Annotated in this window: 9 protein-coding genes; all 9 read left to right on the forward strand. The window is 36.5% G+C overall.

The features are described 5' to 3' along the window. Nucleotides 1–36 precede the first annotated feature (36 nt). The 9 genes from nuoH (at nt 37) to M2372_RS22935 (ending at nt 13066) form a co-directional block, all read left to right on the forward strand. Nucleotides 37–1101, forward strand: a complete 1065-nt coding sequence (nuoH, locus tag M2372_RS22895; RefSeq protein ID WP_115971760.1) for an NADH-quinone oxidoreductase subunit NuoH — start codon at nt 37–39, stop codon at nt 1099–1101. Nucleotides 1102–1253: 152 nt separating this feature from the next. Continuing rightward, nucleotides 1254–1811, forward strand: coding sequence for an NADH-quinone oxidoreductase subunit I (locus tag M2372_RS22900; protein WP_040996950.1), 558 nt, complete (start codon nt 1254–1256; stop codon nt 1809–1811). Next, the gene (locus M2372_RS22905; protein ID WP_115971759.1) at nt 1811–2308 is read left to right on the forward strand and encodes an NADH-quinone oxidoreductase subunit J; all 498 of its coding nucleotides are present in this window, start codon (nt 1811–1813) and stop codon (nt 2306–2308) included. The genes M2372_RS22900 and M2372_RS22905 overlap by 1 nt, the downstream gene beginning before the upstream one ends. 4 nt (nt 2309–2312) lie before the next feature. Next, complete coding sequence (nuoK, locus tag M2372_RS22910) at nt 2313–2642, forward strand: NADH-quinone oxidoreductase subunit NuoK (protein ID WP_065396642.1); 330 nt, start codon at nt 2313–2315, stop codon at nt 2640–2642. 2 nt (nt 2643–2644) lie between these two features. Beyond that, nucleotides 2645–4558 carry an NADH-quinone oxidoreductase subunit L gene (gene nuoL, locus M2372_RS22915; RefSeq protein ID WP_115971758.1) on the forward strand — a complete coding sequence of 638 codons (1914 nt, stop codon included), beginning with the start codon at nt 2645–2647 and terminating at the stop codon, nt 4556–4558. A 2-nt stretch (nt 4559–4560) separates the two neighbouring features. Beyond that, nucleotides 4561–6054, forward strand: coding sequence for a NuoM family protein (locus M2372_RS22920; RefSeq protein ID WP_123321461.1), 1494 nt, complete (start codon nt 4561–4563; stop codon nt 6052–6054). Nucleotides 6055–6207: 153 nt separating this feature from the next. Next, the gene (locus M2372_RS22925) at nt 6208–7587 is read left to right on the forward strand and encodes an NADH-quinone oxidoreductase subunit N (protein WP_123321460.1); all 1380 of its coding nucleotides are present in this window, start codon (nt 6208–6210) and stop codon (nt 7585–7587) included. Nucleotides 7588–8038: 451 nt separating this feature from the next. Then, complete coding sequence (locus tag M2372_RS22930) at nt 8039–10504, forward strand: TonB-dependent siderophore receptor (protein ID WP_123321459.1); 2466 nt, start codon at nt 8039–8041, stop codon at nt 10502–10504. Nucleotides 10505–10753: 249 nt separating this feature from the next. Beyond that, nucleotides 10754–13066 (forward strand): GAF domain-containing protein, encoded by a 2313-nt coding sequence (locus M2372_RS22935; protein WP_123321458.1) that lies wholly within the window; start codon nt 10754–10756, stop codon nt 13064–13066. Nucleotides 13067–13084 lie beyond the last annotated feature (18 nt).

A 13084-nucleotide genomic window follows, 5' to 3' on the forward strand; every position in this document is an offset into this window, starting at 1 on the left:
TCTGACATCTCACATCTAAAAATCTTTAAAACAAAAATGGATTTACTTACATTTAAACTTATACTTGTACTAGCGCTTTTCCTGCTATCGTTGACGATTGCAGCCTACTCCACTTGGGCAGAAAGAAAAGTTGCCTCTATCATGCAGGATAGAATTGGTCCTAACAGAGCTGGACCTTTCGGACTACTGCAACCTCTTGCTGACGGTGGAAAATTCTTCTTCAAGGAAGACTTTACACCTGCCAATGCTGAAAAATTCCTTTTCGTATTGGGACCGGCTTTAGTAATGTTTATTTCATTAATCACAGGAGCAGTAATTCCTTGGGGTAAAAGTTTAAATATTGCAGGTACTTCTTTTGACCTTCAGGTAGCTAATATTGATGTTGGTGTACTTTTCATCATCGGAATGGCTTCCATCGGGGTTTACGGAATTATGATCGGAGGTTGGGCTTCGAACAACAAATATTCATTACTAGGTGCTATCCGTGCTTCTTCTCAGATGATTTCTTATGAATTAGCAATGGGATTAGCGCTTCTTTCTATTATTATGATGGCAGGAAGCTTAGACTTAAAAGAAATCACAGAAAGCCAAACTACTGGAAAATTATGGGGAGTTATTCCTTGGGTTTCCGGTATGAACTGGAACATTTTCTACCAGCCAATTGCTTTCCTTGTATTCTTTGTCGCGGCTTTAGCTGAAACCAACAGACACCCATTCGATTTACCTGAGTGTGAATCTGAGCTGGTAACAGGATACTCTACAGAATACTCTTCCATGAAGTTAGGTTTATATATGTTCGGGGAATACGTGAACATGTTTATCTCTAATGCTTTCATGGTTGTTCTTTTCTTCGGAGGTTACAACTATCCTGGTATTGAATGGGTAACTCAGAACTGGGGAGAAAACGTTGCAGGAATCTTAAGTATCGTAGCATTCTTAACGAAAACAGTAATCGGAATTCTGATCTTCATGTGGATCAGATGGACACTTCCAAGATTCAGATATGACCAGTTAATGCACTTAGGATGGAAAACATTAATCCCAATGGCATTGGTAAACCTATTAATTACAGGAGCTGTAATTTTAGCATTTGCAAACTAAGAAAATTTGAAAATGAGCTGATTTGAAAATTTGATAATGAAATCAAAGTTTTATCTTTAGCGTATCATATTCAATCATCAATATTAAATAATTAAGATAGCAGACAAGATTAGTCTAAAATCTGGTGTCTAACATCTAATATCTATAATTAAATGAAACTTACAAACAGATCAAAAGTTGTTTCCAATAAAGAAATGACCCTTGCTGAAAAAATCTACCTGCCTGCGATCTTCACAGGGATGGGGATTACATTTAAGCATGCTGTAAGAACCGTGATAAAGGGTGCTCCCGCAGTATATTCGTATCCGGAAGTACAGAAGCCAAGAACTACCATCTGGAGGGGTCAGCACGTTTTGAAAAGAGACGAGGAAGGCAGAGAAAGATGTACAGCTTGCGGACTTTGTGCGGTAGCTTGTCCTGCAGAAGCCATTACGATGACTGCTGCTGAAAGAACTAAAGAGGAAAAAGGCCTTTACAGAGAAGAAAAATATGCTTCAGTATATGAAATCAATATGCTAAGATGTATTTTCTGTGGTATGTGTGAAGAGGCTTGTCCTAAATCTGCAATCTATCTTACAGACAGATTAGTAGATGTGGAAACCAACAGAGGTTCTTTCATTTATGGAAAAGATAAATTAGTTGAAAAAATAAACGAAAGGATTGACATCACGACAAGACAATCCGAGAAACAAAAAAATGCGGTAAAATAATGGATCAGTTTTTATTTTTCTTGGTGGCGTTTTTAGCAGTGTCAAGTGCAGTATACTTCGTGTTTGCGAAGAATCCTTTATATGCTATTTTGTCATTAATTGTTACGATGTTTTCAATTGCCGGAATGTACATTCTTTTGAATGCTCAGTTCCTTGCAATTATCCAGATTATAGTGTACGCAGGTGCCATCATGGTACTTTTCCTTTACATCTTAATGATGCTTAACCTTAATAAAGCAGACGAAAGTAAGAAGGGTAATACTTTAAAATTTATTGGAGTTTTTACTGCAGGTCTTCTTTTAGTTGGAGTTTTAGGAGTATTCAGAGGAGTTCAGCAAAACCAAATTGTAGTAGAAAATGTAGACAGAGGTGTTGGTCTTACTAAAAATCTGGGTAGACTTTTATTTAATGAATATGTTTTACCGTTTGAGCTTGCTTCTATCCTGATTTTAGCAGGTATTGTAGGCGCGGTATTAATCGGTAAAAAAGATTTATAAAATTATGGGAGAAGTAAATACATTTATACAAAGCATCCCTTTGGATTACTTCATTATCCTTTGTTCAGTATTGTTCTGCTTAGGAGTAATGGGAGTTTTGCTGAGAAAAAATGCTATTGTGATTCTAGGCTGTGTAGAGCTTATGCTTAACTCTGTAAACCTTTTATTAGCTGCTTTTTCAGCATACAAAGGGAATGGAGACGGACAGCTTTTAGTGTTCTTCATTATGGTGGTTGCTGCTGCTGAAGTAGCGGTAGGTCTGGCAATTATTGCTATGCTGTATAGAAATACCCGTTCTGTAGATGTTAGTATATTTAATAAATTAAGAGGATAAGAATGGAGAATTTAGTATATGCAATAGTACTTTTACCACTTTTAGGGTTTCTTATAAACGGTTTATTCGGAAAAAATCTTCCAAAAATAGTGGTTGGTTCTTTGGCTACGGCAATGGTTTTCGGATCATTCTGTATCGCTGTAAGTCTTTTCATGAATTTCAATTCTGAAAGCCAGCCTGTAATCGTAAAAGCTTTTGAATGGTTTAGAGTTAATGGGATTCAAATCAATTTTGGATTTCAGATTGATCAGCTTTCTTTAATGATGGTGATGATCATCACGGGTATCGGTTCACTGATCCACTTATACTCTATCGGATATATGAGTCATGATAAAGGATTCTATAAGTTTTTTACTTATCTGAACCTTTTCATCTTCTCAATGTTACTTTTAGTAATGGGAAGCAACTATCTTATCCTATTCATCGGATGGGAAGGTGTAGGTCTTTGTTCTTACCTGTTGATCGGTTTCTGGTATACCAACGAGGAATATGGTAAAGCGGCAAGAAAAGCTTTCATCATGAACAGAATTGGTGACCTTGCGTTATTGATTGGTATCTTTATGATTGCTGCTCAGACCAACGCTGTAGATTACCTTTCAGTAGCTGAAAATGCTTCAAAATTTGAATTAGACGGAACAGTGATCATCTTTATCACAGCGAGTTTATTCATCGGTGCTACCGGTAAATCTGCTCAGGTTCCATTATATACATGGTTACCGGACGCAATGGCCGGACCTACTCCTGTTTCTGCGTTAATTCACGCGGCAACGATGGTAACAGCGGGGATCTATTTAGTAGTAAGATCAAATTTCTTATTTACTTTAGCTCCAACAGTACAAGGAGGAATTTTATTAATTGGATTCTTAACTGCAGCTTTAGCAGGATTCTATGCACTACGTCAGAACGACATCAAAAAAGTATTGGCATACTCTACCGTTTCACAACTTGGATTTATGTTCATCGCTTTAGGTCTTGGTGCTTATACAACTGCAATGTTCCATGTAATGACACACGCTTTCTTTAAAGCTTTATTATTCTTAGGAGCAGGTTCTGTAATCCACGCAATGAGCAACGAGCAGGATATGCGTTTCATGGGAGGTCTTAAAAAATATATTCCTCTTACCCACGCTACCTTCCTGATCGGAACATTAGCCATCTCAGGTTTCCCTCTATTATCAGGGATGATCTCTAAAGACGAAATTTTAGTAGCAGCTTTCGCTAAAAATCCGGTTTACTGGGTAATCTTATTTGTTTTAGCGGCAATGACTGCAACGTATATGTTCAGACTATACTATCTGACTTTCCACGGAGAGTTCAGAGGTACTGAGGAACAAAAGCACCACTTACATGAAAGCCCGTCTAATATGACATTACCATTGATCGTATTGGCTATTCTTTCTGTAGTTGGAGGTTTTATCAACCTGCCACACTTCATTGGTCACGGACACTATGCTAAACTGATGGAATGGTTAAAGCCTGTTCTTACGGAACAAAGCTACAGCCAGATGGAAGCTACTCTTTCAGGAGTAGATTTCAATACTGAAATGATCTTATTAGCAGCTACAGTGATTATGTTCTTTACGGTATGGTTTATCGTTAGAAATACTTATGTAAGTAAGAAGAAAATGGCTGTTGCAGAAGAAAACTATACCGGATGGGAAAAGCTTTCTGCTAAGAAATTATACGTTGACGAACTTTACAACGCATTGATTGTAAAAACTGTTGAAGGATTAGGACGCGGAGGAAAGATGTTTGATAAGGGTATCTTAGACCGTTTTGTAAACTTTGTAGGTGATGGTGCTGAAGACAGCGGAAAAGCTATGAAGCGTGTTCAAAACGGAAATGTAGAGACGTATATTCTTATCATGTCTTTAGCTGTGGGAATTATATTAATTGTTAACTTTTTATTACAATAATAATGTCTTGTTTATTATTAACATTATTACTTTTACCTCTAGTAGGTTCGGGATTAGTTTTTGCATGGAAGAGTAATTCCAGCAAATATTTGGCACTGGGAATTGCATTGATTCAAATGCTTCTTACGTTTTATATACTTTCGGATTTTGATTTTACTCCGACAGTAGACAGCGTATTGCAGCATGAGATCAATTATCCGTGGTCACAATTTATGAAGAGCTCTCTTCACTTCGGTATCGATGGGATGAGTATGCTTCTTTTATTGCTGACTAACATATTAGCGCCAATCATCATTTTATCTTCTTTCAATGAAAGTGTAAACTACAGAAATACATTCTACGGATTGATTCTGTTGATGCAATTCGGTCTTGTAGGAGTATTTACTTCTTTAGACGGATTATTGTTCTACATTTTCTGGGAAGTAACTTTGATTCCAATTTGGTTTATTGCCGGACTTTGGGGACAAGAGAATAAAAGGTTTGAATTCACTACGAAATTCTTCGTATATACATTCGTTGGATCTTTATTTATGTTAGCCGGATTGATCTATGTGTACAACCACTCTGCATCATTCGCTTTAACAGATCTATACAATGCGCAACTGAACGAAGTACAGCAGACTGTGGTATTCTGGTTCATTTTCTTTGCTTTTGCAGTGAAATTACCGGTATTCCCTTTCCATACCTGGCAGCCTGATACGTATACCTACTCTCCTACTCAGGGATCGATGTTGTTATCCGGTATCATGCTTAAAATGGCAGTGTATAGCCTAATGCGTTATTTACTTCCAATCACTCCACTTCCTATTGCAGGAATTTCCGGACAGATCGTAATTATCCTTGCCATCGTGGGAATTGTTCACGGAGCATTGATCGCGATCATCCAGACGGATATGAAGAGAATCATTGCTTATTCATCTTTCTCTCACGTAGGTTTGATGGTAGCTGGTATCTTCGCTTCAGCAGTAGTTACTTTAAGAGGAACTTTCAATGTTGAAGGTGCTGAAGGTGCATTGGTACAGACTTTTGCTCACGGTATTAACGTAGTGGGATTATTCTACTGTTGTGATATTTTATACAAGAGATTTAAATCAAGAGATATCAGACAAATGGGTGGTTTAGCTAAAGTAGCGCCTAAGTTTGCTGTTTTATTCCTGATTATTATATTAGGTTCAATGGGAGTTCCATTGACGAATGGATTCATCGGTGAATTTATCCTGTTAAAAGCAGTATATGATTTCAACGGAACAGCAGCAGTAATTGCTGGTCTTACGGTAATTCTTTGCGCAGTATACTTATTGAGATTCTACGGAAAAGCAATGTTTGGAGAAGGAAATGCAGAAGTGTTAAGCACAGCAAAAGATTTATCTGGTGTAGAATTCTCTGTATTGGCGAGTTTAGCGGTTTTTGTGATCTTACTTGGTATTTTCCCACAACCGGTAATAGAAATGGTGAGTAGTTCAGTGAAGTTTATCTACACGGCAATGGCTAACTAAAAAATTAAAAGATTTAAAAATTAAAAAAATAAGAGATTAGAGAGCATAAAGATAAAAGACGAAGAGATAAGAGATGGGAAATTTTGAACCCCGGAACTTTTTACTCTAAACCTTGAACTTTAAACTTTAAATCTCAAATCTCAAATCTATATTATGAGTGTTTTAATTATTGTTTTCCTAACGGCAGTTATTGCGTTATTTTCAGGAGTTTTCGAACAGGGAAAATTCGCAAGATACATTGGGATTTTAGGTTTAATCATCGCATTGTATGTAAGCTTTATGCCTGAATGTTCGTTCTTCGATCACTATAAGCATATGTATGAATACAGTGCCAATACAGCATTATTCACTAAATTATCCATTGTAACAACCTTATTGTTATTCTTCTTGGGAGGTTTTGCATTCAGCAATCACAGAAGCCACCAATCAGAATTATATGCATTGATGCTATTTGCATTGGTTGGAGGAATTGTTCTTTTCGGATACCAGAACCTGGTAACCATGTTCTTAGGTGTTGAGATCCTTTCTATCCCATTATATGTAATGGCTGGTGCCAACAAAACTGATTTAAGATCAAATGAAGCTTCAATCAAATATTTCTTAATGGGTGCATTCGCGACAGGTTTCTTACTTTTCGGAATCGCGTTCATCTACGGAAGTGCAGGAAGTTTTGATTTATATAAGATCCACGACTTTGGAGTAGCTAATGCTTCAAACGTAATGTTCATTTTAGGAGTATTGCTTATTCTTTGTGCATTGGCATTTAAAGTAGCTTTAGCTCCTTTCCATATGTGGAGCCCTGATGTATATGCAGGATCACCTTCATTAATTACAGCATTCATGGCAAGTGTGGTAAAGATTTCAGGTTTCTTCGCGTTGTTCAGATTAATGACAATCGGATTTGCCGGAGTGACTCACGAATGGATCAATGTTTTGGGAGTATTCTTAATCATCACTTTATTACTGGCAAACGTTATGGGTCTTGCCCAGACGAATGCAAAAAGAATGTTGGCTTACTCTTCAGTATCTCACGCAGGATATATCGGATTGGTATTCTTCGGAATGACAAGCCTTTCTACTTATAACTTAGCGTTCTATTTATTCGCTTATGCTTTATCTACAGTAGGAGTTTTCATGTGTCTGATCTGGGTAGAGAAATTAAAAAGAGAAACTTCTTTCGGAGCTTTCAAAGGATTGGCAAAAACAGAACCTTTATTGGCAACAGCAGCAGCGATCTCTATGCTTTCAATGGCAGGAGTTCCGTTAACAGCTGGTTTCATGGGGAAATTTGCTTTATTCTCTCAGGCAATGAATGGTGCAGCATTCTTAGTATTGGTAGCAGTTTTAGGGTCTGCCCTATCTATCGCTTACTATTTAAGATTAATCATCGCGATGTTCTTCTTTAAAGAATCTACATTCAAGTCATCAGAGAAAGTAACACTTACTTACAATGTTGTTGCAGTATTTGTAATCGTAGCGATTATCGTTCTGGGTATCTTCCCGGATCTGTTTGCAAAAATGTTCGGATTATAAAAAGTTATCCACACAATATCAAAAACCTTTCAGATAATCTGAAAGGTTTTTTTGTGAATCTATCACAATTTTAGTCTATTGTCATGCCCCATTCTTCAGGAATGGGGCATTTTGTACATTCCCCTATCCAATAATGTTTTATTTATTACATTAAAGATTTATTAACCAATGAGGTTAATGCGTAATGAAACTTCAATTTAAACAAATCACAATCATAGGAATTAGTAAAAAATCATTATCCTATGCATGGAAAAAATATCAACCCACAAAATCAAAAATTAAAAATTATAAACTACGCAATCTTAATTGATTAAAATTTAAAATAAAATAAACAAATATCAATTTTAATAAAAATAACATCTTAAAAAAAGTTAAAAACAAACACATAAACAAAATAACATTCAATATATTTGTCTTCTATTTCAAAAAACACACAATAAAAAACAACACAATGATGAAGACAAACAGCAATGCCGCTGCGGCATTTTTATTATGCACCATAGGCTTAGTACAGGCGCAGGAAAAAGACTCAGCAACCTCAAAGAAACTTGACGAGGTCGTGATGGTAGGAACCAGAGCCGCTCCAAGATCAAGTGTTTCTACTCCCCTACCCATAGATAATATAGACGCCGCTATTATCCAGTCATCCGGGCATAGTTCCGTAGGACAAGCCTTACAGTACAGAATCCCGTCTTTCAACTCCACCAGTGCCGCCGTGCAGGATGCTACCTCTTTACTGGATCCTTTTGAAATCAGAAATATGGGATCATCAAGAACCTTGGTTTTAATCAATGGGAAAAGAAAAAATCAATCATCCCTTATATTTACACAGAACACCATTGGTAAAGGAGAAACAGGAGCAGACCTCTCATCTATTCCTTCTATTGCAATCAAAAAAATAGAAATTCTGAGAGATGGTGCTTCTGCACAATATGGTTCGGATGCTATTGCCGGGGTTATCAACATTCTATTGAAAGATAAAATCAACTTTACGGAAGCTAATGCCAATCTGGGATTATATTCCAAAGGAGATGGCTTTTCACAAAATTTTAACCTGATTACAGGATCTACGTTTAAAAACGGAGGCTTTCTTACTTTCTCTACCAACTTTCAAAACAATGATTATGCTTATAGAAATGGAAAGGTAAATTCATATTGGGAAACTCAAACCTTTGGAGCCAATCAAAATGAAGTGGAAGCTTATTTAGCTCAATATCCGGATGCCCAAAATAAAAATGCTTATCCTAAAAAGAACAGCATAAGTTTTTTGGTGAATACCTCAATACCGGTTTCTGAGCGGTCAAGTCTTTATGCCAATGCCTCGCTTGCTGTTAAAAAAGTAAGCAGTTTTGCCAATCACAGAACACCTTATTGGGTGAGTCCTAAAAATGCACTTAACTCTCCAGACGGCTTTACACCAACCTTTATTGGAGACCTCACAGATTATGGAGCAACCCTGGGATATAAAACAAAAACAGAAAGCGACTGGAATATTGATCTGAGTACCACTTTTGGAGGAAATAAAATTCTATATACTGTCGGAAATACTTTCAATGCCGCATTGGGAGCATCGAGTCCTATTAACTTTAAACCCGGAGGTTTCAGATTCAATAATATTATTGGAAATATTGATGTTTCCAAAAGATTATCAGACCATGTTGCCCTTGCATTTGGTTCTGAAGCGAGAAGAGACGAATATGAAATCTATGCAGGTGATCCGGCTTCGTATAATCAGACGGGTTCCATTTCGTTTCCGGGGCTATCACAGGAAAATTCAGGTGTTTTCTCCAGATATAACATCGGAGTATATGCCGATGCAGCTTTTGACATTTCTGAAGCAACCACATTCAATGCCACAGCACGTTTTGAGAATTTCAGCGATTTTGGGAATGCCTTAGTTTGGAAAGTGAGCGCCAGACAAAATATTATAGGAAAAAAGCTGGTAGCGAGAGGATCTGTATCTACAGGTTTCCGTGCACCAAGTCTTCAGCAGGTTTATCTTTCGACGATTCAGAATGTTTTTAATAATGGAAAGATCGTATCAGAAGGACTATTCAACAATGTAGGCAAAGAAGCTAAGGCTATTGGTATCCCAAAGTTAGATGCAGAAAAATCACTTAATTTCACTTTGGGACTAGGTATTCAACCTAATAAAAACTTCTCAATAACACTCGATGGGTATCTGATCAAGGTATATGACAGGATTTTGTTAAGTTCCAGAATGAGCGATAAAGCTACTATTTTGGATCCTTTAAGCAGTATAGGAGTAACAACAGTTAATGCAGCCAGCTTCTTTACCAATGGCGTAGACACCAGAACTATAGGTCTTGATCTTGTGGCTAACTACAGAAATATTGATCTGGCTACGGGAAAGCTTGCATTAAATCTTGCCATGAATATGAATCAGTCTAAAATAACGAAAAACTCGGATAAACTGAATGGTCTTAATCTTGTGGCTCCATTTAACAGAACTGAAGAAGCTCTAGCCACTACTTCAAGGCCTTCATTAAAAGCCGTGCTCGGAATAGATTACGCCATTAAAAAATGGAATATATCGCTTAATAATACACTATTTGGCAAGGCTACTTATGCCAACAGCGGTATGCCGGGCGCTAACCTTGCCTGGAATGATCCTGCTGCTGATTCACAATCCTATTTAAGATTTAAGCCCAGAATTACAACAGATCTTACCATCAATTACAACATCAATAGTAAAAACACGATTAATATCGGGGTGTTGAACATCTTTAATATTTTACCAAAATGGGAATTACGAAATCTGCCTGCAGATAAGGCATATGACGAAGTTTACAATACTGTTACTTTCAATGGACGGTATCAGCAATCCAGTTATGATGCCCAGCATTTCAGTATTTTCGGAACACAGTTTATATTGGGATATAATATCAAATTTTAGTCTTCATAGATTTTTATGATATGAAAATTGCCTCAGTTCTTCGGAGGCAATTTTTTGTTCAAAATATCATCAAAAGAAAAGCGTATAGAAAATCTTCAAAAAGAAAAAGAAGAATCATTTAATGTAATATCCTTTTCAACACTTCTTTCAGAAAAACAAAATAAAACAACAGCAAAAGATCATTTTTACCAATCCTAAACAGAGTTGGAAATAGTCTTTTTTTCATAACTTTACTTTAAATTTCAGTAGTTGGCCAATCTTTACAAAAAAGACTCTCCCTTCCAGGTTTATATCTCATTCAAAAAATATTTGGATGTACTGGAACATATCCGGTATAATGACCGTTTGGAATACAGGGTCAACTATGCTGAATCCCTGATTGAGAGAACACGGAATTTTAAAGAACTGAAAGAAGGTTTTCAGGATATAAGCATTCTGGAAAAGAATGAAGACCTCATCCGATCACTGCTCGCCGATCTTTTTCCTACCGGACTTACCCGAAATGAAATAAAAGCAGCAAGTATTCCTCTATCTAATATCACTTTCAACTATACAGAGAGGTTTAAAGATATTCTTAAAGATGCAGGAAAAGATTTTGAAATTGAGCTGAGAAATATTAGTGACAACGAATTTTATGTATTTTGCTGTTGCCTGATTCTTCAGAGCTATTTTAAAAAAGATATCAAAAGCACTATTCCGTTTTATTATGATATCCCGAATAAACTGGGAATCATGAAACACTATAAGATAACGGTAAATTCAGATTTTACAGAGATTTTTCCCACTGAAGAGGCAAAAATTCCATCTGATGAGATCATGGATATGCTTTTGGAAAATCTGGATGATTTTAAATTATGGCAAAAATATTTTCCATCACAATCCTGGATATTAAAAGGCTTTACCATTATCTCGCTTGTAGACTGTACCTCTGAGGTAGCCCTTTCTGATCTTAAATCAAGCATGATCGAAATTGATCCTGAAAATTTAAATCCGAATGAGAACCTGACAGAGATTTTCAAATCATATTTTGACGTTCCGGAGCTCAGTTTCGGACTGATGACCTTTAATAAAAAAGAGCAAAAGCTTGATAAACTCCCGATTTATGAAAGCTTGCTTACCAATCATATTCTGGATTTCTGGATCAATACATTTGACGAAGAAACCCGTAAAACGACTTTTAATAATTTAAACCATAATTCGAAATCAATTGTAGTGTCCAATGTGGATAATCTTGATGAGAATATTAGACAGCTTCCGTCCTTCAATATTTTAAAGGATAATAATATCAACAGCTTCATGGTAATTCCTATCATGAAAGATAATGAGCTTCTTGCTATTATGGAGTTTACGTCTCCCATCGCAGGCAGTTTCAATGGTTTAAAACTCAAAAAACTTGAGTTTTTTACCGATATGGTCCTATTCTCTCTCAGTAGATTTTATTTTGAGAAAAATTATCAGATAGAAGCCATAATACAGCGGGAATATACTACCATTCATGACAGTGTGGTATGGAAATTCCGAAATGAAGCGGAAAAATATTTTACGGCATCTCTTGGTAAGAAAATATATACCTTAAAGCAGATTTCATTTAAAAACCTTACCCCGTTATTTGGTGTTTCAGACATACGTTCTTCTTCTGAGAAACGCTTTAACCTGATGCTTAATGACCTCAACCAACAAATTGAGTGGCTTAAGGATATTCTGACTTTAACCAATTCTGATTCAGAGAAGTTTTTGCTGGCTCTTGATATTTTTGAAAACGAACTGAATCATGAAATCAAAGCAGATACGGAACAGCGCCTTCAAAGATTACTGAGAGAAGAAATACATCCTTTCTTACAGGGAAAACTGGAAATCAGAACACCACAGGAAATAAAATCAAAGATCCAAAACTACTTTGCACTGGTATTGGCACAAACAGATCTGTTTTATAACCACAGAAAGGATCTGGATGACTCTATTACTCTGGTTAACAGAAAGCTCGCAGATATGCTGGATGAAAGCCAGGTCAAGGCTCAACAGATCTTCCCGCATTATTATGAAAGATTTAAATCTGATGGTGTGGAACATAATCTGTATATTGGGCATACCATTGCTCCGGATCTGCATTACACCTCAAAAGTTGTTCATAAATTAAGGTACCTGCAATTAAAGACTGTCTGCAAAATGGAACTTGAATTCCAGTCTTTTAAAAAGGAACTCCCTATTCCATTGGATATAGCTTCCCTGATCTTTGTATATAATGAAAAAATAGACATCCGCTTCAGAATGGATGAAAAGCGTTTTGATGTAGACGGGGCCTATAATTCCTACTACGAGATTATTAAAAAACGTCTGGATAAAGCCCACGTAAAAGATTCTTCAGAGCGGATTACGGCTCCCGGAAAGATTACCATCGTGTACTTTGGTATGGAAAATCAGAAAGAATATCTGGAATACGTAACCAAGCTTCAGAAAAAAGGTATTCTGGAATATGATATAGAGTTTTTAAAAGTAGAAGACCTCCAGGGAATTACGGGATTGCTTGCACTGAGAGTTTCAATCAGCCAGAACGTTCTGTAAAATAAGGTCTGTTTTTCA

This window comes from Chryseobacterium sp. BIGb0232 (assembly GCF_024810195.1).
In the GTDB taxonomy this organism is placed as follows: domain Bacteria; phylum Bacteroidota; class Bacteroidia; order Flavobacteriales; family Weeksellaceae; genus Chryseobacterium; species Chryseobacterium pennae.

Bases quoted from the DNA above. Each gene is read 5' to 3' on its own strand.
- nuoH (WP_115971760.1), top strand. From the start codon at position 37: ATGGATTTACTTACATTTAAACTTATACTTGTACTAGCGCTTTTCCTG.
- M2372_RS22900 (WP_040996950.1), top strand. From the start codon at position 1,254: ATGAAACTTACAAACAGATCAAAAGTTGTTTCCAATAAAGAAATGACC.
- M2372_RS22905 (WP_115971759.1), top strand. From the start codon at position 1,811: ATGGATCAGTTTTTATTTTTCTTGGTGGCGTTTTTAGCAGTGTCAAGT.
- nuoK (WP_065396642.1), top strand. From the start codon at position 2,313: ATGGGAGAAGTAAATACATTTATACAAAGCATCCCTTTGGATTACTTC.
- nuoL (WP_115971758.1), top strand. From the start codon at position 2,645: ATGGAGAATTTAGTATATGCAATAGTACTTTTACCACTTTTAGGGTTT.
- M2372_RS22920 (WP_123321461.1), top strand. From the start codon at position 4,561: ATGTCTTGTTTATTATTAACATTATTACTTTTACCTCTAGTAGGTTCG.
- M2372_RS22925 (WP_123321460.1), top strand. From the start codon at position 6,208: ATGAGTGTTTTAATTATTGTTTTCCTAACGGCAGTTATTGCGTTATTT.
- M2372_RS22930 (WP_123321459.1), top strand. From the start codon at position 8,039: ATGATGAAGACAAACAGCAATGCCGCTGCGGCATTTTTATTATGCACC.